Consider the following 21239-nt stretch of genomic DNA (forward strand, 5'->3'; position numbering starts at 1 on the left):
CGGGCACGTCTCCCTGTTCACAGCCCGCGTCGGGACCATGATCGGCTTTCGCACCGTGGTCCTGGACGACCGCGCGGAATACGCCAACCGCGAGCGCTTCCCCGAGGTGGACGAGGTGGTGGTCCTGCCCGATTTCAAGGATTGCTGCGCCGGGCTCGACGTGGGCCGGGACGCCTTCATCGTCATCGTCACCCGCGGCCACCTGCACGACCGCGCCGTCCTGGCCGAAGCCCTGCGCACCCCGGCGGGATACGTGGGCATGATCGGCAGCAGGAGCAAGCGCGACAAGATCTACGACTCCCTGCTGGCCGACGGCTACACCCAGGCGGACGTCGACCGCTGCCACTGCCCCATCGGCCTGACCATCGGCGCGCAGACCCCGGAGGAAATCTCGGTCAGCATCGCGGCCGAGCTGATCGGGGTGCGCGCGGGGAACGGCAAGTGACGCGCCCGGCGGCCGTTGTCCTGGCGGCGGGGCTGTCCTCGCGCATGGCCCGGTTCAAGCCGCTGCTCCCCCTGGGCGAGCGCACCGTCCTGTCGCACTGCCTCCGCTGTCTGAATGCCAACCGGGTCGAGCCGGTCATCGTGGTCACGGGCAAGCGGGGCGGGGAGGTGGACGCCGCCGCCCGCCTGGCCGGGGCCGAGCCCGTGCGCAACGCGGAGTACGAGCAGGGCATGTTCAGCTCGGTGCGGACCGGGGTGGCCGCCCTGCCGGAGGAAGCCGAGGCCTTCTTCGTGCTCCCGGTGGACATCCCCCTGGTCCGGGCCGAGACCGTGGCGCGCCTGGTCGAATCCTACGGGCGGGCCCGCCCGGCCGTGCTCTATCCCCGCTTCCGGGGCGAGCGGGGCCACCCGCCGCTCCTCGACCGCTCCCTGATTCCCGACATCCTGGCCCACGACGGAGAGGGCGGCCTGCGCCGCGTCCTGGAGAGGCGCGAGGCCGACGCCATGGACCTGGACGTGGCCGATTTCGGCACCGTGCACGACCTGGACACCCCGGAGGACTACGAGCTGGCCCGCGCTCTGGTGGACCTCGACTACCCCCTGGAGCCGGAGTGCGAGCAGCTCTACGAGATGTTCGCGGTCCCGTCCGAGGTGGTCGCCCACTGCCGGGCCGTGGCCCGCGTGGCCGGGGCCCTCTGCGACCGGCTCAACCTCCGTCCGGGCGCGCATCCGCTGAACCCGGCCAAGATCCGGGGCGCGGCCCTGACCCACGACATCGGCAAGGGCGGCCGACATCACGAGAAGGTGGGCGCGCAGCGGCTGAAGGAGAGCGGGTTCCCCTTCGCCGCCGAGGTGGCCCTGGAACATTTCGACATGGCCCTGCCCCCGGACCGGCCCGTGAACGAGAAGGCCGTGGTCTTCCTGGCGGACAAGCTGGTCAAGGGCGAGTCCTTCATCCCGCTGGCGGACCGCTACCGGGAAAAGCTCCGGCTCTTCGGACACGAGCCCGAGGCCCGGCGGGCCATCGCCGGCCGGCTGGAGCGGGCCGAGGCCATGCTCGCCCGTTTCGGCCTGGAGCTGGGCGCACCCGCCGAGGACGTGGCCCGGGAGGCGCTGGCGTGATCGTGCTGATGCGCCACGCCGAGAGCGAGGGCGGAACGGGGCGGTGCATCGGCCGGACCTGCCTGCCCCTCTCGGCCGAAGGGCGGGAGCGGGCCGAGGAAGCCGCCCGGCGCATGGTCGGGGCCGGCTTCGTGCGGCTGTGCTCCAGTCCGGCAAGCCGGGCCGTGGACACCCTGGCCCCCCTGGCCGTGCGGCTGGGGCTGGAGCCGGAGGTCCTGCCCGACCTGGACGAGATCGACATGGGGGAGTGGGACGGCCTGCCCTTTGCCGAGGTCCGCTGGCGATTCCCTGACGCCTATGCGTCGCGGGGCCGCGATTTCGCCGAATTCCGGCCGCCTTCGGGCGAGTCCTTCGCCGACGTGGCTGATCGGGCCATGTCCGTGCTCCGGCGGCTGGCTGCGGGCCCCCGGCCGGTGCTGGCCGTGACCCATGCCGGGTTCATCCGCTGCGTGCTCTGCCGGTTGACCGGCCATCCGTTGGGCGATTTGTTCCACTTCACGCCCGGATTCACGACCTGCACGGTCATCGGCGGCGAGCCCGGCAATCTGGAGGTCGTCGGCGCCGGGCTGGCCCCGTCCCTGCTGCTGCCGGTCCTGCTGTCCTGACCCGGCCCCGCCGGTCCCGGAAACGACGAATCCCCGCGAGCACGAGGCTTGCGGGGATTCGTCGTTGTTGGCGAAGAGGGGGGGGTTACAGCGACTTCGGGCAGTAGCGCTTCCAGCCCATGAGGGCGGCTGCGCCGGAGATGGTGGTGCCGTAGAAGAGCACGGGCTTGTCGGTCAGGAACGCGCCGATGGTGTCGTTGGCCAGGGTGGTGCCGGTGACCAGGAGCATGTCGCCCCAGTCGACCACCTCCCGCGTGGCTTCGCCGCCCTCGATGAACACGCCGCGCTTGGCCGTGCCCACGTTGTCCGGGTCCAGGTCCACCAGGCGCAGGTCGACGCGGCCGTTCAGGGCCTCGGCCAGGGCGGGCTGGAACCCGATCATGGCCACGCGCCGGGCCTTGTAGTTGTCGCGGATGTGAGCGGCGATGCCCTTGCAGCATTCCTTGGGCCCGGCGTCGCGGCAGTGGATGGTGCCCTCGGCCAGGCCGGTGGCGCGGCACACGGCGTTGAGGGTGGCCACGAACACGGCGCGGTTGAAGTTGCCGTCAAAGGGCAGGGCGGCCACGTCGCCGAGGGTCCCGGCGTAGTTGCCGTAGTGGTCGGTGAAGGCCTGGCCGTGCTGGCCGCGGAAGACCGCGTCCATCAGCTTTTCCTTGCCCTTCTGGATGGGAAAGTCGGCGCCGTCGGGGGCGCCGATGGCCTGTTCCACGGTAAGCGGCCCGGCATGGACGGCGATGGGCTCGCCCAGGATGCCCATTTTCTCCCAGAGCCCCCGGGCCCTGTCGCGTACGATTTCGAGTGTGGTCTGCATGACGTCTCCTATACGGCCGAAAGCCGTTTCAGCGCAACGAAAATGGCCAGGGAAAAGGTGCCGATGATGGCGGAGAGCACCAGGGCCCGGTCGAACTCGCCGCTGAACACGGCGTTGTAGATTTCAAGGGAAAGGGTGTTGGTCTTGCCGATGATGTTGCCGCCGAGCATCAGGGTCACGCCCACCTCGCCCAGGGAACGGCCCAGGGCCAGGAACCACCCGGCGGCCACGTTGCGCCGGATGTTGGGCAGGAGCACCCGCCAGAAGGTCTGCCAGCGGTTCTTGCCCAGCACGCTCGACACCTCGGCCAGCCGCTTGACGTCGCCCCGAAGCGCCGCCTCCACCGGCTTGACCATGAGCGGCAGGCCCGAGACGAAGGCGGCGAGGACCACGCCCGGAAAGCTGAAGACAACGCTGAACGGCAGCACGCCGCCCACTGGTCCGGCCCGCCCGAGCACCATGAGAAGGAGGAACCCGGTGGCTATGGGGGGAAAGACCAGTGGGAGCGTAACCGCGAAATCCGCCGCCGAGCGAAGGGGACCGGCGCCCGACGTCAGATAGTACGCGACAAGGACGCCGCAGACCAGATGGAGCGTTCCGGCCACCGCCAAGGTCTCGATGGTGAGCCGGAGCGGACCCATGGTCTGCGGCTGGGCCAGGATCTGGAGCAGGTCCATGAAGCCTAAAGCCCGTTCGCCCGGATGACGGCCTGCGCCTCCGGCGTCTCCAGGAAGGAGAGGAAGGCTTGGGCCGCCGCCTTGTCCGGGCAACTGTCCATGACGCCCACGATGATGCGGATGGGAGAGTATTCCGACTCATCGATGACAACGTACCCGCCAAGCCGGTCGCGCACGTTGAGGGCGTGGGTGAGGTTGAGGAACCCCATATCCACCTCGTTGGTGGAAAGGTAGGCGAACACCTGGGGTACGGTGGCTACTTCCACGAGACGAGGGTTTATGGCCGGGATTCGGCCGGTTTTCGTCAAGAATTCACGAGCCGCCTTGCCATAGATGGCCTTGCTGGTGTCCGGCAGGGCGATGCGGCCCGCCTTGGGGTCGTCCAGGTCCGAGACCTTGGAGTACTTCGATCCCTTGGCGAAGGCCAGGACCAGCTTGCCCCGACCCAGCTCCATCTCGGTGGCCAGGGACAGTTCGGCCTTGCCCACCAGGAATTTGCGGTCGCCCAGCACCATCCCCACCTTGCCGCTTTCCCGGGCCAGGGTGGTGACCTTGCCCATGTTGCCGTAGCTCAGGTCCAGGCTTCGGCCGGTTTTCTCCTGATAGAGGGCGTTCAGGGCATTGACCATTTTTTTGTATCCGCCGCCGGAGGCGAGCACAAGTCCCTCGGCCGATGCGGCCGCGACGCAGCAGGCGAGGACAATCAGGGCGAAAAGGAGCGGTTTGACTAGACGCATGCGGATTCTCCTGGGGAAAGGGTTGTCGATGTCCGGGAAGCGGAGGGAGCATCGCCGGTGTGGCATTGGCGGCGGAACCACTCCGTGGAGATGCGGCCTTCCTCCAAGGCGACGACGTCGTCGCCCAGAAGCTTCGCCTCCCGCAGGTCGTGGGTGACGTGCAGGATGGGAATGTTCAGGGTTCCCTTGAGCTCGGCCAGCATTCCGCACAGAAAGGCCCGGGTCTCCTGGTCCAGGGCGGAAAAGGGCTCGTCGAGGAGGAGCAGCCGGGGCCGCCGGGCCAGGGCCTGGCAGAACGCGGCCCGCTGCCGCTCGCCGCCGGAGATGCCGGCGGGTTTCCGGTCCGCCAGGTGGCGGATGCGGAAGGTGTCGAGCAGCGGCTCCGGGTCGAATCCCTCGGGCGCGCCGAAGAGGATGTTCCTGCGGACCGTCATGTGCGGGAAAAGCGTGTATTCCTGGAAGACCATGCCGATGTCGCGGCGGAAGACGGGCAGGTTCACGCCCTTGGCCGAGTCGGTCCAGACCGTGCCGTCCAGGGAGATGGTTCCCCGGTCCGGCAAGTCCAGCCCGGCGATGAGCCGGATGAGCGAAGTCTTGCCCGCGCCGGACGGGCCGACCATGGCGGTCAGCTTGCCCGCCGGGCAAGCGAAGCGCGCCCGAAGCTCGAAGCGAAGCAGGGCCTTGCGGATGTCGACGGTCAGGGTCATGGTTCTCTCCCTGCGGCGTCCGGGCTCGGGGGAGCTTTCCGGACTTGTGCCGCCCTCCCGTTTCACCTATGGTTTGCAATGCCAAGTCGCAAGCATGTCACGCAAATGGACAAACGAGTGACTGGGGAGAGAGGAGCCGTGGTGAACAGGGACGACCGACCGTCTGGCAGGGTGTGCCCGCGGGATTTTTTCAGCGTGTCCGAGCACGTCAAACATCTCGAACCGCCGCAGTTGCAGGCCTTCGAGCTTGCGTTCTCCAACTGGAAGGACGCGGCCAAGCGGGTGGACAGCGCCCGCGCCAGGCTCCGCATGTGGTTGATTTTCCTGCTGCTTCGTCATACCGGCGCGCGGCTCGGGGAGATCCTCTCCCTGGACGACACCCGTGCCTTCGACCGGGAGCGCTCCCTGGTCCGCCTGGGCGGGGCCGAACGGGTGCGCGAGGTGCCGCTGCCCGACGAGGTGTTCCGCGAGATCGACGACGTGCTGGAGGGGCCGGCCGGGTGCGGGGCGCGGGGCGATTTCTTTCAGGTGGACCCCGGCTATTTCCGGCGCATCTGCTATGCGCGCGGCAAGGAGTGCGGCTTGCCCAGGGACCTGGCCGGGCCGCAGGTGCTGCGCAACACCCGGGCCGTGGAGATGCTCCGGACCGGCGTGCCCATCACCGTGGTCAAGGAGGTCCTCGGCCAGTCGTCGCTGAACCTCACGGCCGCGTTCCAGCAGTTTTCGCCCGGCGACGTCACCTCCATCATGCAGCGGGCCGTGCGTCGGAAGACCAGCGCGCGCAACGCCTTTGTCGGCCACGTCACCGGGGTTGTGCGCGATTCGGTCATGGCCGAGGTGGTCATCGAGACCCGCTCCGGCCAGCGGCTGAGCGCGGTCATCACCGTGGACAGCCTGCGCAACCTCAAGATCGAGCCCGGCGTGCCCGTGGCGGCCACGGTCAAGGCCCCGCTGGTCAACGTGGTGGCCAGCGAGGGCGCGCCCGTGGCGGCCAGCGCCCGCAACCGGTTGCGGGCGACCATCCTGCGCGTCACCGAGTCGCCGGTCCTGGCCGAGGTCCTGGGACGGACCGAGGACGGCTCCGACGTCTGCGCCCTCATCTCCATGGACAGCGCCCGCGAGCTGGACCTCAAGCCAGGCGACCGGGCCGAGTTCTGGTTCAAGGCCCTCTCCGTGGTGCTGAACACGGTATAGCGGACGCCTCGGGCCCTCGCGCGGAAAATCTTCGCGCATCCATTGACAATCATTTGCCAACGGTCTTTGTATGGAATGCGAGCCGGGACGACGCGCCTCCCCTCGGCGGTACGGGGCGAGTCCTTTCCCGTTCCCGGCGAATCGACAACGCGGGGAGGTTTTGCGCGGTGGAGCACCTGTGGGATATTTTCCTGAACGACTGGCATTTCGTGGCCCGGCTGCTGGTGGCCATGCTCCTCGGCGGCCTGGTGGGCGTGGAGCGGCAGGTCCGGGGCCGGGCGGCCGGGCTGCGGACCAACATCCTGGTCTGCATGGGGTCGGCGGCCATCATCGTGACCTTCCAGAAGCTCTCCATCGAGATGAACATGGGCGCGGACTCGGCCTTTCGCATGGACCCGGCCCGCACCGCCGCCGGAGTCATCACCGGCATCGGCTTCCTCGGCGCTGGGACCATCGTCAAGAGCCAGGACTTCGTGCGCGGGCTGACCACGGCCGCGTCCATCTGGGTGGTCTCGGCCATCGGCGTGACCGTGGGGCTGGGAGAATACGTCATCGCGGTGCCGCTGACCGTGCTGGTCCTGGTGGCCCTGTACGCCATGCACCTGCTGCCCATCGCCGGGGACCAGTTCTTCTCCCTGCGCCTCAAATGGACCGGGGAGCTCGGCCTGCTCGCCGAGGTGGAGGACCGCCTGGGCCGGGAGCGGGTCCACATCGTGGGCCGCAATGTCTCCCGCCAGCCCGGCACCGGGCAGTGCCAGGCCGCCTTGCGGCTGCGCATCGACGGCGGGCGGCGCGGGGTCGCCCTGTTCGACAGTCTGCAGGGGGACCCGCGCTTCGAGGAGGTCGGCCTGGGCTGACGGCGCGGCCGCTCCCCTTTCAACGCATCGGGCCCCTACGCACGGAGAGTGCGCCGGGGCCCGATGCGTTGGGGGGAACGTCCCCGGTCCTAGCCGTAGGCCTGCTCCACCTGGCGGCGCAGGATGTCCTTGAGGCTCGCGCCCGAGGCGGCGACCTCCCTGGCCGAGTGGACGTCCTCCACCTTGCCGTTGCGGTAGACCACGATGGATTCGGCGAAGGATTCCACTTCGTCGGAGTCGTGGGTGACCATGATGAGCGGGATGTTGAAGCTCGTGAGTGAGCGGGAGAGCTCCTCGCGCATGCGGATGCGCAGGGGCTGGTCCAGGGCGGAGAAGGGCTCGTCGAGCAGGAGCAGCTTGGGCGAGGTGGCCAGGGCCCGGGCCAGGGCCGTGCGCTGCTGCTGGCCGCCGGACAGGGCGGCGGGCTTCTGCGTGGCCACGGCCGAGAGGCCGAAGACCTGGATCAGCTCCTCCACGTACTCCCGGTGCCCGCGCGAGAGGCGGCCGAAGAGGGGCTTCAGGCCGAAGCCGATGTTCTCGCGCACGGTCTGGTGCGGGAACAGGGCGTAGTCCTGGAAGACGTAGCCGACGTGGCGGCTCCGGGTGGGCACGTTGACGCCCGCCTCGGAGTCGAAGAGGGTCTCGCCGTTGAAGCGGATGTAGCCCTTGTCGGGCTTGAGCATCCCGGCGATGGCGCGCAGGGTCAGGGTCTTGCCCGACCCCGAGGGGCCGAACAGGACCAGCGCGCGGTCCGTGGTGGAAAACTGCGAGCGGAGGAGAAACTCGTCTCCTCCGCTGCGCAGTTTTTTGGTGATGTTCAGATCGAATTGCATGAACGGGGATGGAAACGCGGGGTTAGGGCTTCTTGAAGCCGCGGGCTTCCAGCTTGGCCGCGCCTTCGGGGCTGAGGATGAAGGCGACGAACGCCGTGGCCAGGTCGGCGGAGGCAGCGTTCTTGAGCACCGCGATGGGGTAGGTCACCGGCTTCTCCAGGGGGATCTCGGCGATGCTCTTGACCTTGTCGCCCGCCTTGACGGCGTCGGTGCCGTAGACGAAGCCGCAGTCGACCTCGCCGCGCGACAGGTAGTCCAGGACCTGGCGGACGGACTCGCCGAAGATCATCTTCGGGGTCAGGGTCTCATAGAGGCCCTTGGCCTCCAGGGCGCCCTGGGCGTACTTGCCGGCGGGCACGGTCTTGGGGGTGCCGATGCCGATGCTCTTGACCTTGTCGCCGGTCAGGTCGGACAGGCCCGTGACCTTGGCCGGGTTGTCGGCCGGGGTGGCCAGGACCAGCGAGTTGTGGGCGAAGACCTTTTCGGCGCCCTTGACGACAAAGCCGCCCTCGATGGCCTTCTGCATCCACTTGGGGTTGGCCGAGGCGAAGACGTCGGCCGGGGCGCCCTGCTCGATCTGGCGGTAGAGCGCGCCGGAGGAGGCGAAGTTCATGACCACGTCCACGCCGGGATGGGCTTTCTCGAAGGCGGGCTCGATGTCCTTGAAGGCGTCGGTCAGGCTGGCGGCGGCGGAGACGATCAGCTCCTGGGCCCTGGCGTTGCCGACCACGGCGACGGCCAGGAGGAGGAAAGACAACAGGACGGACAAGGTAATGCGTTTCATCGGTATCTCCTTGAATGGGGGTTAAAACCGGGGCTGCAACAATTTACTGGTGGCCATGAGGATGATCACGCAGACGATGCTGATGATGAGGACCAGGGTGTTGGCCAGGCCGTCGTTGCCCGCCTGGACCGCCGAGTAGACGGCGAGCGAGAGGGTCTGGGTCCGGCCGGGCAGGTTGCCCGCCACCATGAGGGTGGCGCCGAACTCGCCCATGGCCCGGGCGAAGGCGAGCATCCCGCCCGAGATGACGCCGCGGATGGCCAGGGGGAGCGAGACGCGAAGGAAGAGCGCGAACTCGCCCAGGCCCAGGGTGCGGGCCGCGTTCTCGTACTGCTTGCCCACTCCTTCCAGGGCGGCGCGGGCGGACTTGAAGACCAGGGGAAAGGCCACCACCGTGGCCGCGATGACCGCGCCCTGCCAGGTGAACATCAGGGTGATGCCGAAGGTCTGCTGGAGCCATTGGCCGATGACGCCGCGTCGGCCGATGAAGACCAGCAGGTAGTAGCCGAGCACCGTGGGCGGCATGACCATGGGCAGGGTGCAGACGGCGTCCAGGAAGTCGCGGCCGGGGAATTTCCAGCGGGCCAGGACGTAGGCGGCGGCCACGCCGATTATCAGCGAGCCGATGGTGGCCAGCCCGGCCACCTTGAGGGTGAGCACGAGCGGGTTGAGAAAGGCGGGGTCCGCGAAATCAATCCAAACGATGTCCATGGGGGCGTGATCCTCTCCGGTCGAAACGGCTCGGGACCTTACGGTCCAGAGCGTGCGCGTCGGCCCCGCCAAGGCGGCGGCCGGTCCTGTCCCTTTGCTTCATTTTCCTAGAAGTAGCGGGTGTTGTCGGCAAGCCCGTCACGCAAAGAGGCAAAAACGTGACAAACAGAGGAATGGCGAAACAGGGATGGGGAGAAGGAAGAACGCGGGGCCGGGAAAAGTGAAAGGCCTCATGGCGGTGATTGAGGCCTTTCGGGGGAGTTCCCGGCGGGGATTGCCGGGAAAAGTCGTAGTGGACGCTCCCATAAAACACATTCGGCGGCTTTGCGGCAATAGGGGAACTTCCTGTTGTTTGATGGAGTGGCGGGAAAATGTCCCGAGGATGTCCTTTTGCCGCCCCTGCCGCAATGGAGGAATGACAGGGCATGTGCCGCGCCTGCACGGGACCTGCCGGAGAGGCGGGCCGGGGCGGATGGACCTGGTGCGGGGCGGCTGATGTGATGCGATCTTCTGATTGCTTTTTGTACAGTTATTTTGTACGAAATACCCATGCTCGCCGAATTGTTCACCTCCAAGACGCGGATCAAGGTGCTGTTGAAGCTCTTTCTGAATCCGAACGTCTCCAGTTATCTCAGGGAATTGTCGAGCGAGTTCGGCCTTTCCCCCAACGCGCTCAAGACCGAGCTCGACAGTTTGAGCGAGGCCGGGTATCTGACGCGTCGGCAATCCGGCCGCAGCGTTTTTTTCCAGGCCAACAAGAAGCATCCCTTTTTCCCGGAGATCAGCTCCATCGTCCGCAAGTCCCTGGGCATCGACCGGCTCATCGACGAGGTGATGCACAGCCTGGGCAAGGTGGACGCGGTGTACATCCTGGACGACTACGCCCAGGGCCGGGATTCCGGGCTCATCGACGTGCTGGTGGTGGGGAACGTGGACAAGGTGCGCCTGGACGAGTTGCGGCGCATCGGCGAGTCCAAGGTGGACAGGAAGGTCCGGGTGATGGATCTCACGCCGGAGGAGTTCGCCAGGAGCGAATCGGTGTTCATGAAGCGGCCGCACTGGAAGGTCGTATAGCGGACGCGGGGGCGGCCGCCCCCGGGAAACGGTATCGCAGCGCGCATCGGAATGGTGATGAAAAATCTGACCACATGGCAGACCTGCCTCTTTTTCTTTAACGAGTTTCCGCATCAGATCGCCAAGACCCTGGCCTGTCTGCTGCTGGCCGGATTCGTGGAGTCCGTCGGCGCGGTCAGCATCGTCCCCCTGCTGGCCTCGCTCATGGGCGGCGAGTCGTCGTCGCCGCTGCTGGGGCAGATCTACGGCCTGTTCCGGGGCGTCGGCATTTCCCCCTCCCTGGGCAACGTGCTGGTCGTCATGTGCTGCGCCATGGTCGCCCGCGCCGCCATCATGATGGTAGCCTTCAGGGAGGTCGGTTTTATCGAGCCGGAGATAGCCACCCGTCTCCGGCTCAAGATGCTCGACGGGCTGCTCCGGGCGGACTGGGGCTATTTCGTCAGCCAGCCCACGGGCAAGCTGATCCATGCCCTTTCCACGGAATGCTTTCAGGCGGGCAGGGCGCTGACGCTGATGGTGCAGGCCTCCGCCTTCCTGATCCAGGCGATGGTCTACCTGTGCGTCGGGGCCTTCATCTCCTGGCGGGTGCTGCTGGCCGGGCTGGTCTGCGGCAGCGCGCTGCTGCTCTGCTTCCACTCCCTGATCCGGCTGATCCGCCGCGAGGGCATGAAGCAGGCGAACGCGCTCAACAACATGAGCGCCCTTTTCACCGACTCGCTGACCGGAGCCAAGCCGCTCAAGACCATGGGCGTGGAATCCCTGTTCATCGACCACATCAAGGACCATGTGGAGAGCTTCAAGCAGGCCTCCCGCAGGAGCGTGCTGGGCATCAGCGTCCTGAACTCCATCCAGGAGCCGTTCATCACCGTGCTGTTGGCGGGCGGGCTGTACGCGGGCAGCGCCGTGCTCAACCTCGACGGGGCGCTGATCCTGGCCATGGCCTTTTTTTTCCAGCGCATCCTCACCCGGATATCCAGCTTCCAGCAGGCGTTGCAGAACTTCGGGACCATGGAGGGGAGCCTGGCCATGCTGATCGGGAAGATCGCGGACATCGACGGCAACCGCGCGGCGGCGGGCGGCAGTCGGGACGTGGTCTTCCGGGACCGGATACGGTTCAGGAACGTGGGAGTCAGCTATGGGGCCAAGCGGGTTCTCAGCGATTTCAATCTCGAAGTGCCTCTCCATGCCGTGACCGCCCTGTGCGGCCCGTCGGGCTCGGGCAAGACCACGGCCGTGGACCTCATGACCGGGCTGCTGCGCCCCGGGGAGGGCCAGGTCCTCGTCGACGGCCTGGACCTTGCCGAGGCCGACCCGGCGAAGTGGCGCGGCCAGATCGGCTACGTGCCGCAGGAGGTCTTCCTCTTCAACGACACCGTCCGGGTCAACATCACCCTGGGACGGGACGCCGGGGACGAGGAGGTCTGGAAGGCGCTGACCGAAGCCGGGGCCGCCTCGTTCGTGCGCGAGCTGGAGGGCGGGCTGGACTTCGTGGTGGGAGAGCATGGCCGGAGCCTGTCGGGCGGGCAGAAGCAGCGGCTCATGATCGCCCGCGCGCTGATCGGCGACCCCAGGCTGCTCATCCTCGACGAATCGACCACCGGGCTGGACGAGGAGACCGAGCGCGGCATCTGGGCGAGCGTCGCCGAGATGAAGAGGGGCAGGGCGATCCTCGCCATTTCGCATCAGGAGGCGGTGCGGAACGTGGCGGACCGCGTGGTGGAAATGGGTAATTCACATATGCAGCAGAGGGAAGCATGAGTATCTTGCATTGCGTCAACTCCCCGGAGATGGCGCGAGTCGTCGCGGCGCTTCACAAGGAATTCGACTGCCCGGTGGTCCACCTGGTGATGTGGCAGTTCGTCGAGCAGGAGCTGGCGACGTGGAAGGACTTGGGCTGGCGCGGCCCGGTCTACAGCGTCCCCGGATTCTACTTCGAGCACATCGACGCGATCCGGGCCATGTCCCTGGACGAACTCGACAAGGCGCAGCGGGAGCTGGAGGCCTGGCTCGACATTTCGGAGAACGTCCGGACGGTGTATTACGACCGGGCGTTCTTCAAGATCCACGACTTCCGGAAAGCCCGCGAGATTCAGGTCGTCTATCTCATGCTCGCGAAGAAAATCCTGGAGGAGAACGACCTGGACCTCGTGCTCCTGGGCCGGGAACAGTATTTCTGGAACATCCTTGCCGACGCGGCCCTGCGCCGGGGGATTCCGGCCATGGTCTTCACCTCGACGCGGCACGTCGGCCTTCGCATGTGCGGCCTGGACTCCCAGGGGCGCCAGCTCGGCATGCCCGAGGCCTTCGAGGCGCTCACCCGGGGGGAGCACCCCGATCCCGAGGGCGAAAAGGAGGCCGAAGCGCTCTACCGGGAGTTCGTCGACCGCCCCGTCAGGCCCCAGTATATCTCCCCGTTCGTCCGGTCCGTGAGCAGGAGCTTCAAGGGCATCCTCTTCGGCGGCGTCCGCGCCATCGCGCGCAACATGAAGATGTACAGGGACAATGAGTTCGACCGGGAGTCCGGTTTCCTCGACTCCTCCCTGGCCGCCATCTCGCGCTGGCCGACCAAGGCCGTGGTCATGACCCGCCTGCTCCACACGGACTTCCTGGTCCGGCGGCCCGACTTCGACCGGAAGTACATCTACCTGCCGCTGCACCACACGCCCGAGGTCTCCGACCTGTTCTACGGCGAACAGTACACGCACCATGAAAGCTTCGTCACCGACGTGGCCCGCAGGCTCCCGTCCGACTACACTCTCTACGTCAAGGACCACACCTCCATGGCGGGCAACCGTCCGCTCTTCTTCTACAAGAATCTCAAAAAATTATATAACGTGGAAGTCCTGCACCCCTCGGTGAGCACCTTCGACCTGATCCGGAACAGCCGCGCCGTCCTGACGGTCACAGGCACGGCGGGGTGGGAGGCCTACCTGCTGAACAAGCCGGTCATCGTGCTGGGGAACGTCTTCTACAACTTCCTGCCGAACGTGCTGCGCACGAACCTGGACGAGCCGGACTTCACCCGACAGGTCGAGGAGTATCTGGCAGGCTTCACCCCTGACCCGGAAAGCGCGAGGCTGGCCCTGCACGCGCATTACCTGAGCTCGGTGCCGGTCAGCTTCGACATCGGGAACCTGCGCGAGCTCGGCCCGAATGTCGCGGAATACGTGCGTGCGGTGCATCCCCTTGTGGAGAAGTGGGGGAGGTGGGTGGCGGAAAACGACCCTCGCGGGAAGTCCATTGCGCGCCGGGCGTCCCGGAAGGCGGATGCGAAAGGCTAGCGCAGGGCGGCGCGGGTCCGCGCGGACGGGCCCGGGCCGCGCGGGCGGAACGAAGGCGGCGGCCCGGCGCGCCGCCGGTACGGGAGATCGAGAATGAGAAAGGTGCTGATAGTCTGTCCGGCAACGCCCGGCTGGCCCGAATGGCCGATGGGCATGGCCTATGTCCTGGCCTGTCTCGACCGCGCGGGCATCCGGTTCGACTTCGTTGACATGGGCGTCACGCCGGATTGGGAGCGGCGCCTGGTCGGCCTGCTCAAGTCCGAGCGGTACCTGGCCGTGTGCAGCGGCGGGCTCATCGGCTTCCACGCCTTTTTCCGGCGGATCGCCGACCTGACCCGGCGGCACTGCCCCGGCGCGTCCTTCATCCTCGGCGGCCACATCATCCGCGACGGCAACGACACGCTGCTCTTCGAGACCGTCGGCATGGACTACGGGTACTTCGGCGAGGCCGAGATAGCCTTTCCCCGCTTTCTGGAGGCCCTAGACCGGGGCGAGGATTTCTCCGACATTCCCGGCGTGCTCTTCCGCAAGGACGACGGGACCGTGGTGCGCAACCCCCAGTCGCGCCTCGACCTCACCCAGGAAAACATCCTTCCGGCGTGGCGATACTTCGACTGCGATTTCTACATCCGCAACTCCAGCTTCGCCTTCCTGGGCGACCACCTGCGCTACATGCCCATCCTGTCGGGACGGGGCTGCGTGGGCCGGTGCGGGTTCTGCTCGCCCAGCCTGGGCGGGTTCCGCAAGCGGCCCATCGCCCATGTCATCGAGGAGATCGAGCACCTCAACGCCCGCTACGACTACGACACCCTGTGCTTCCTCAACGAGATGTTCTACCCGAGGGCCAGGGAGGTGCGCGAGTTCTGCGAGGCCTACCTCCGGGTGCCGGACCGCAAGCAGTGGTTCGCGCAGTTGCGCGTGGACAGCAACCTCGACGTGGACACGCTGCGCCTGATGCGCGAGGCCGGATGCATCGCCGTCTCCGTCGGCATCGAGAGCGGTTCGGACAAGATTCTGCGCAACATGAACAAGAAGATCAGCTCGGACCAGACCCGCCGGTTCTTCGCCAACTGCCGGGAGGCGGGGATGCCCGCCAGCGGCACGGTGATCGTCGGGTACGACGGGGAGACCGAGGACGATCTCCGGCAGACCTTCGACCTGCTCATCGAGGAGGACATCAGCTCCGGCGAGGCCATGCTCTTCGCCTACCAGGGCACCGAGGTCTACGCCGAGGCCCTGCGCCGGGGGCTCATCGCGGACGAGACCGCGCACCTCGACGCCTGCTCGGGCAACCTGTTTCAGGCCGACGCGCGGGAGGTGTTCTGCAACCTCACCGACATGGACGACGACACCTTTTTCCGCGTCGCCCACCGGGAGGTCCGGCGCTACTACCGCCACCTGTACGACACCTGCTCCGTGGCGGACCTCACCTACGAGGTGAAGACCTCGTGGCGCTGGACCCGGGCCGCCATGCGCGGCAAGTGCCGCCACTGCGGCCAGCCGGTCAGCCACGAATTCGTCATGTTCGGCGGCCGGTACATGGGCAGCCTGGGGCCGGGCGTCGACCGGAACGTCATCTGCCCCAAGTGCTTCAGGCCCCTGGCCTACAACCCGTTCGAGGCCGTCAATCTGGCCGGGGACGCCGCGCACCTTCGAAAGTTCCGCGCCGAGGCGGCGGGCTGCGAACGGATCGTCCTGTGCGGCGTCAACGCCAACCTGGACTTCGTCCTGCGCACCGACCTCTTCGGCCTGGACTACGACCGCATCGTGGGCGTCCATCCCCTCACGCCCATGGAGGGGAAGTTCTACACCCGGTATCCGCTGGTCGACGCCGAACGGCTCGTCGGCCTGCGCCCGGACGGTCTGGTCATCCTCGACGAGACGGCGGACCCGGCCGCGTTGCGGGCCCTGTTCGCGGACCGGGGAGCTCCGGTCCCCGCGATCCTGCGCGCGAGCGGCGACGCCCTGGCGGAACGCGTCCGCTCCTCCGCCTGCCTGGTGTGCAAGGTCAACCGGGCCACCCTGCGCTATCTGGGAATGTCGGCCCGGGAAATCGTTTCCGCCCCGCTGCGCCTCCTGCGGCGGGCGGGCCGAGCCACGGCAACATCCACAACCAAGGTGAAGTGATGAAGCGACCACAACCTGACATGACCACGGCCGAAGCCTATTGCGCCTCCATCCCGGACTGGGCGCGGGCGGAAATCTCGACCACCCGCGAGCGGTTCGGCCTGATCATGGGAGTGCTTGAGACCTTTCGGCCCGTCGTGATGGCCGAGATAGGCGTTTCGGCGGGCATCCTGAGCGGGGCGCTGCTCCACAAGGCGAGCCAGTATGCCGAGTCCCCCAAGCTGTACGGCGTTGACCTGGGGCGGACCTGCTACTACGACGAGGACCGTCCCATCGGCGTCGGCCTGCGCGAGGCCCGGCCGGAGCTGTCGCCCCTGTTCGACCTGCGCCTCGGGAAAACGGCTGCGGACCTGGACGGCATCGTCGAGGGCAAGCTCGATTTCGCCTACATCGACGCCAACCATTGCCATCCCTGGGCGAGCATCGACATGCTCTGTCTTTTGCCGCACATGCGGGATGGCGGGATCATCGGCCTGCACGACACCAATCCCGCCCGCATCGACTCCCACGCCAACGCCGCCGTATACACGTTCCACAGCCTCAACGCCGAGAAGTTCTCGGATGTCGAATACGACGTCCTGGGCAGCGGGTTCTGCGTCTACCGGCCGGATGCGGCCTTCCTGCAAAGCCTGCTCGACTCGTTCCTGATCCCCTGGGAGACCGACGTGCCCGACGCGGTCCTGGAGGCCGTGATCCGCACGGTGGACAGGCTGGGCGGCGACGCCGGGCGGTTCGGGGAGCTCGTCCGCTTCGTGCGCGGGAACTCGCCCTTCCTGCTCGATCTGGAGGACCGGAGTAAGGAGCGGGTCATCGCCCGCTACGAGAACTCCACGTCATGGCGCGCCACGTCCTGGCTGCGCGGGTTGGTCCGGCTGTGCCGCCGATAGCGGCTCGGCCCGGCGCAAACGCCCCACGGGAAAGAGGAGGGTCGATCCCATGCTGACATCGCTTCTGCGCATGCCCGGCGAGCTGCTGGGCGCGGCCTTGCGCGGCGTGCCCGGCCGGCTGGGCGTGTTCCTGCGTCGCGTGGCCTACCGGCGCTTCATGGCCGGGGGGCGGCTCTTCGACATCGCCGCTGGCGTGGAGATTCAGGGCCTGGCCAACCTATCCCTGGGGTACGACGTCTGCATCGAGAGCCGGTGCACGCTGCTCTGCCCCAACGCCCCCCTGACCATGGGCGAGCACTGCTACCTGAACAGGAACGTGCGCCTGGGCTCCTCGGGCGACGCCCCGCTGACCCTGGGCGACAACGTGATGATCGGGCCCAACGTGGTCATGGACACCTCGCGTCACAACATGGACCGCACCGACGTCCCCATGAAGGAGCAGGGGCTCTCCTACGCCCCGATCACCGTGGGCGACGACGTCTGGATCGGGGCCAACGCCGTGGTCGTCTGCGGCGTCACCCTGGGCAGGGGCTGCGTGGTGGGCGCGGGCAGCGTGGTCACGCATGACGTGGAGCCCCATGCCGTGGTCGGCGGCGTCCCGGCCAGGGTCATTCGGCGGCGGACGCCTTCGGGCGACAACATTTCGTAGTCACGCGGACAAGGGGTATTCGTGCGAATCACGTTGGTTTTGTACAGTCTGAAAGGCGGCGGGTCGGTGCTGGCGGCGGTCAACTGGGCCAATGCCTGGGCCGAACGCGGCCACGCGCTCACCATTCTGGCCGTGCAGCCCGAGGACGGGGAGGGGGCGGAGTTCCGCCTGCACCCGGCCGTGAAGGTCAGGCGCAGGGACCTGAGCGACCGTCCGGTGCGCGGCAAGGCCGGGGCCCTGGTCCGGCTGCTGGGCCGCCTGTTCGCCCTGCGCCGGGAGATCAAGCGGACGCGGCCGGACGTGGTCATCGGCTTCGACGGCCCGCTCAACATTCGGACGCTCATGGCCGGGGTCGGGCTGCCTGCGCCCATGATCGTCATGGAGGAGACCCATCCGGGGCGGCTCTCCTTCGGCGATTTCTGGGCCAACTGGCGGCGGCGCATCTACCCCCGGGCAGCCATGCTCATCAACCTGACCCGGGACGCGCACCAGTGGTCGCTGGAGCACCTCGGGGCCCGGCGGCGGGCCGTGATCCCCAACCCGGTCCTGCCGGTGGCGGCCAAGGCCCGGCCTGGACAGGGCGGGACCACCGTCGTGGCCGCGGGGCGGCTGGTGGATCAGAAACGGTTCGACCTGCTCGTGGACGCCTACGCCCGCATCGCGGACCGCTTTCCGGACTGGCGGCTGGTCGTTCACGGCGAGGGGCCCAACCGGGCCGACCTCGAACGGCGGATCGCGGCGGCCGGGCTGGCGGACCGCATCCTGCTGCCCGGCTGGACCGACGACCTGGCCGCCGACATGGCGGCGGGCGAATTTTTCGTTCTCTCCTCGGAATACGAGGGGTTCGGCAACGTGGTGGCCGAGGCCCTGGCCGTGGGGCTGCCCGTGGTCTCCTTCGACTGCCCCAGCGGGCCGGGGGAGATTGTGCGCCACGAGGTGGACGGCCTGCTGGTTCCGCCCCTGGACGTGGCCGGGCTGGCCGGGGCCATGGCGCGGCTCATGGGCGACGCGGACCTGCGCCGGGCCATGGCGGCCCGCGCGCCCGAGGTCCTGGAGCGGTTCTCCATGGAGCGCACCCTGGCCCTGTGGGACGCCTGTTTCCGGGAGGTCGCGCCCGGCCGCGCCGGGACGGAGGAGGGCGGACATGCCTAGGCCGCGAAGCATCGCGCTGCTCACCAGCTCCTTCGAGCGCGGCGGGGCCTGCCGGGTCATGACCAACATGGCCAACTACTGGGCGGCCCGCGGCGTGGCCGTGACCCTGTTCAGCTTCGAGGACGGGTCGACCCCGCCGTTCTACCCCCTGGACGAGCGCACGCGCATGGTCTACCTGCACATCAACCGGTATTCGCCCAACCTGTGGGCCAGCCTGGTCAACAACGCCAAACGTTTCGCCCGCATCCGCCGGGAGATCCGCCGCGTCCGGCCCGACGCGGTGATCAGCTTCATCGACACGGCCAACGTCCGGACCCTGATCGCCCTGACCGGGCTGGACATCCCGGTGGTGGTCAGCGAGCGCATCGACCCGGCCTTCGAGGAGATCGGCCCGCTGTGGACCCGCCTGCGCCGCTGGACCTACCCTCTGGCCGCGCGGGTGGTGGTCCAGACCCGGCAGGCCGCCGCCTATTTTTCGGACCTGGCCCCGGAGCGGCTGGCCATCATTCCCAACCCGGTCATCCCCATGCCGGTCACGGGCGACGCGCCCGGCCTGCGCCGCCCGGCCCTGCTGGCCGTGGGCCGCATGTATCCGCAGAAGGGTTACGACCTGCTGCTGCGCGCCTTCGCCCGGTGCGCGCCGGAGCATCCGGACTGGACCCTGCACGTCGCGGGCGACGGCCCGCTCTGGGACGAGCTGCACCGGCTGGCCGGGGAGCTGGGGCTCGCCGGCCGGGTCCGCTTCCTCGGCCAGGTGCGGGACGTGGGCGGCGCCCTGGCCCAGACCGACGCCTATGTCATGTCCTCGGCCTACGAGGGCTTTCCCAACGCCCTGTGCGAGGCCATGGCCGGGGGGGTGGCCTGCGTGTCCACCGACTGCCCCAGCGGCCCGGCCGACATCATCGCCCACGGCGTGAACGGGCTGCTGGCCCGCAACGGCGACGCCGCGTCCCTGGCCGGGGAGCTGGACCGGCTCATGGGCGACCCGGAGCTGCGCGTCCGTCTGGGCCGGGCTGCCGCCGGGATCGTGGAGACCTTTTCCGAGGAGCGGGTCATGGGCATGTGGGAAGCGTGCCTGGACCAGGCCGGGGCAGGGGGGGCGCAGTGATTTTCAACTCACTGGAATTCATTGCTTTCATCCTTGTTACGGGGCTGCTGTATTTCGTCCTGCCCCCGCGTCGGCGCTGGGTCCTGCTCCTGGCCGCGAGCTATGTTTTCTACGGGGCCTGGAACGTCAAGTACACCGCCCTGATGGCCGTCACCACGGCCACCGCCTGGCTGTGCGGCGAGGCTGTTGCCCGGTCCGGCACGGCGCGGGCGCGCAAGGGGTGGGTGGCCGCCTGCCTGGCCCTGAACCTCGGAATCCTGGCGGTATTCAAGTACCACGCCATGATCGCCTCCTCGGTCACCGCGGTCCTGTCCTCCCTGGGCTCTTCGCTCGCCTTCCGGCCGTTGGACGTCCTGCTTCCGGTCGGGATATCCTTCTACACCTTCCAGGCCCTGAGCTACGTGATCGACGTGTACCGGGACCCGGCGCAGCGCGAACGCCATCCCGGCCTCTTCGCGCTCTACATCGCCTTCTTCCCCCAACTGGTCGCCGGTCCCATCGAGCGGGCCGGAAACATCCTTCCGCAGTTGCGTCGGACGGTCCGTTTCGACCTGGACCGGATCGGGGACGGCCTGGCGCTGGCCCTGTGGGGCTATTTCAAAAAGCTGATGATCGCCGACCGGCTGGGGGTTTTCGTCGATCAGATCTACGCCGCGCCGGGTTCGTTCTCGCCCCTGCAGGTCTCCCTGGCCACCCTGTTCTTCTCCTTTCAGATCTATTGCGATTTTTCGGCCTATACCGACATCGCGCGCGGAGTCGCGCAGGTGTTCGGCATCGACCTGATGGAGAACTTCCGGACGCCCTACTTCGCCACCTCGATCCGGGACTTCTGGCGGCGCTGGCACATCTCGCTCTCCACCTGGTTCCGGGACTACATGTACATTCCCCTGGGCGGCAGCCGGCTTTCCCCGCAACGCACGCTGCTCAACGTCCTGGTGGTGTTCGCGGTCTGCGGGCTCTGGCACGGGGCGTCCTGGAACTTCGTGATCTGGGGCACGGTCCACGGACTGATGCTCTGCGTCCTGGTCCTGTGGCGCCGCGCGCTGCCGAAGCGGGCGCACGGGCCCGCGCTGGACGCCGTCCTCGACGTCGGTCGGGCGCTCTGCCTGTTCACGGCGGTCACCCTGGCCTGGGTCTTCTTCCGGGCCGCCGACCTTTCCCAGGCCATGGCCGTCTTTTCAAAGATATTTCACCTGGTCGACGCGCGGCTTCCCCACACCGGGCTGGGGCCGCTGCAGGATATGAAGGCGCTGCTGCTTTCCGTGCCCGTCGACGGCAATACGCACGGGATCATTCTCTCCCTCGTCGGCATCGCCGTGCTGCTGGCCGTGGACCTGGCCAGCCGCAAGAATGGTTTCCTGGGCTGGTACAAAGGATTGGGCCTCGTCCCTCGCTGGGGCTTGTGCTATTTCCTTTTTTTCGCCACTCTCGTTTTCGGACGACTGGGCATCACCAAGTTCGTCTATTTCCAGTTCTGAT

General features: G+C 67.7%; 21 protein-coding genes. 14 read left to right on the forward strand and 7 right to left on the reverse strand.

Annotated features, from left to right (window positions below):
• The 3 genes from PHP91_RS11585 to PHP91_RS11595 all read left to right on the forward strand — a co-directional run.
• A partial coding sequence (locus tag PHP91_RS11585) for an XdhC family protein (protein ID WP_300140693.1) occupies positions 1-445 on the forward strand: 445 nt, incomplete at its 5' end.
• Complete coding sequence (locus PHP91_RS11590; protein WP_300140695.1) at positions 442-1566, forward strand: DVU_1551 family NTP transferase; 1125 nt, start codon at positions 442-444, stop codon at positions 1564-1566. The genes PHP91_RS11585 and PHP91_RS11590, both read left to right, overlap by 4 nt.
• Complete coding sequence (locus PHP91_RS11595; protein ID WP_300140697.1) at positions 1563-2171, forward strand: histidine phosphatase family protein; 609 nt, start codon at positions 1563-1565, stop codon at positions 2169-2171. Before PHP91_RS11590 ends, PHP91_RS11595 begins: the two co-directional genes overlap by 4 nt.
• Positions 2172-2256: 85 nt before the next feature.
• Here the strand turns inward: PHP91_RS11595 and PHP91_RS11600 are convergent, their stop codons facing one another.
• From PHP91_RS11600 to PHP91_RS11615, 4 genes are read right to left on the reverse strand one after another with little or no spacing between them, the layout of a single operon-like run.
• Entirely contained in the window at positions 2257-2982 is a 726-nt protein-coding gene (locus tag PHP91_RS11600) for a DUF364 domain-containing protein (protein WP_300140699.1), read from the reverse strand.
• Positions 2983-2990: 8 nt separating this feature from the next.
• Positions 2991-3659, reverse strand: coding sequence for an ABC transporter permease subunit (locus tag PHP91_RS11605; RefSeq protein WP_300140701.1), 669 nt, complete (start codon positions 3657-3659; stop codon positions 2991-2993).
• A 5-nt stretch (positions 3660-3664) separates the two neighbouring features.
• Entirely contained in the window at positions 3665-4396 is a 732-nt protein-coding gene (gene modA, locus PHP91_RS11610) for a molybdate ABC transporter substrate-binding protein (RefSeq protein ID WP_300140703.1), read from the reverse strand.
• Positions 4387-5103, reverse strand: a complete 717-nt coding sequence (locus PHP91_RS11615) for an ATP-binding cassette domain-containing protein (protein WP_300140705.1) — start codon at positions 5101-5103, stop codon at positions 4387-4389. The genes modA (PHP91_RS11610) and PHP91_RS11615 overlap by 10 nt, the downstream gene beginning before the upstream one ends.
• Before the next feature lie 195 nt (positions 5104-5298).
• Between PHP91_RS11615 and PHP91_RS11620 the strand changes: the two genes are divergently transcribed.
• Together PHP91_RS11620 and PHP91_RS11625 are read left to right on the forward strand one after the other, a co-directional pair.
• Positions 5299-6297 carry a TOBE domain-containing protein gene (locus tag PHP91_RS11620; protein ID WP_300140707.1) on the forward strand — a complete coding sequence of 333 codons (999 nt, stop codon included), beginning with the start codon at positions 5299-5301 and terminating at the stop codon, positions 6295-6297.
• Positions 6298-6464: 167 nt separating this feature from the next.
• Complete coding sequence (locus PHP91_RS11625) at positions 6465-7154, forward strand: MgtC/SapB family protein (RefSeq protein WP_300140709.1); 690 nt, start codon at positions 6465-6467, stop codon at positions 7152-7154.
• 89 nt (positions 7155-7243) lie between these two features.
• On the opposite strand, the gene PHP91_RS11630 is transcribed toward PHP91_RS11625, so the two are convergent.
• From PHP91_RS11630 to modB, 3 genes are read right to left on the reverse strand one after another with little or no spacing between them, the layout of a single operon-like run.
• The gene (locus PHP91_RS11630) at positions 7244-7987 is read right to left on the reverse strand and encodes an ATP-binding cassette domain-containing protein (protein ID WP_300140711.1); all 744 of its coding nucleotides are present in this window, start codon (positions 7985-7987) and stop codon (positions 7244-7246) included.
• Positions 7988-8009: 22 nt separating this feature from the next.
• Positions 8010-8771, reverse strand: coding sequence for a molybdate ABC transporter substrate-binding protein (gene modA, locus PHP91_RS11635; protein ID WP_300140713.1), 762 nt, complete (start codon positions 8769-8771; stop codon positions 8010-8012).
• A 21-nt stretch (positions 8772-8792) separates the two neighbouring features.
• The gene (gene modB, locus PHP91_RS11640) at positions 8793-9482 is read right to left on the reverse strand and encodes a molybdate ABC transporter permease subunit (protein ID WP_300140715.1); all 690 of its coding nucleotides are present in this window, start codon (positions 9480-9482) and stop codon (positions 8793-8795) included.
• Positions 9483-10031: 549 nt separating this feature from the next.
• On the opposite strand from modB, the gene PHP91_RS11645 reads away from it, so the two are divergent.
• The 9 genes from PHP91_RS11645 (at position 10032) to PHP91_RS11685 (ending at position 21238) form a co-directional block, all read left to right on the forward strand.
• Positions 10032-10556, forward strand: a complete 525-nt coding sequence (locus PHP91_RS11645; protein ID WP_300140717.1) for a winged helix-turn-helix domain-containing protein — start codon at positions 10032-10034, stop codon at positions 10554-10556.
• Positions 10557-10613: 57 nt separating this feature from the next.
• On the forward strand, positions 10614-12314 hold the full coding sequence (locus tag PHP91_RS11650) for an ABC transporter ATP-binding protein (RefSeq protein WP_300140719.1): 1701 nt from the start codon (positions 10614-10616) through the stop codon (positions 12312-12314).
• Positions 12311-13837, forward strand: coding sequence for a hypothetical protein (locus tag PHP91_RS11655; protein WP_300140721.1), 1527 nt, complete (start codon positions 12311-12313; stop codon positions 13835-13837). Before PHP91_RS11650 ends, PHP91_RS11655 begins: the two co-directional genes overlap by 4 nt.
• Positions 13838-13930: 93 nt before the next feature.
• Positions 13931-15964, forward strand: a complete 2034-nt coding sequence (locus PHP91_RS11660; RefSeq protein WP_300140723.1) for a radical SAM protein — start codon at positions 13931-13933, stop codon at positions 15962-15964.
• Entirely contained in the window at positions 15964-16851 is an 888-nt protein-coding gene (locus PHP91_RS11665) for a class I SAM-dependent methyltransferase (RefSeq protein ID WP_300140725.1), read from the forward strand. The genes PHP91_RS11660 and PHP91_RS11665 overlap by 1 nt, the downstream gene beginning before the upstream one ends.
• A 49-nt stretch (positions 16852-16900) precedes the next feature.
• Positions 16901-17500 carry an acyltransferase gene (locus PHP91_RS11670; RefSeq protein WP_300140727.1) on the forward strand — a complete coding sequence of 200 codons (600 nt, stop codon included), beginning with the start codon at positions 16901-16903 and terminating at the stop codon, positions 17498-17500.
• A 21-nt stretch (positions 17501-17521) separates the two neighbouring features.
• On the forward strand, positions 17522-18652 hold the full coding sequence (locus PHP91_RS11675; protein ID WP_300140729.1) for a glycosyltransferase family 4 protein: 1131 nt from the start codon (positions 17522-17524) through the stop codon (positions 18650-18652).
• Positions 18645-19760 carry a glycosyltransferase family 4 protein gene (locus tag PHP91_RS11680; protein WP_300140731.1) on the forward strand — a complete coding sequence of 372 codons (1116 nt, stop codon included), beginning with the start codon at positions 18645-18647 and terminating at the stop codon, positions 19758-19760. Before PHP91_RS11675 ends, PHP91_RS11680 begins: the two co-directional genes overlap by 8 nt.
• Positions 19757-21238 (forward strand): MBOAT family O-acyltransferase, encoded by a 1482-nt coding sequence (locus PHP91_RS11685; RefSeq protein ID WP_300140733.1) that lies wholly within the window; start codon positions 19757-19759, stop codon positions 21236-21238. The genes PHP91_RS11680 and PHP91_RS11685 overlap by 4 nt, the downstream gene beginning before the upstream one ends.
• The last annotated feature ends 1 nt before the right edge of the window (position 21239 follow it).

The sequence above is a fragment of the Pseudodesulfovibrio sp. genome (genome assembly GCF_028692895.1).
Lineage (GTDB): Bacteria > Desulfobacterota > Desulfovibrionia > Desulfovibrionales > Desulfovibrionaceae > Pseudodesulfovibrio.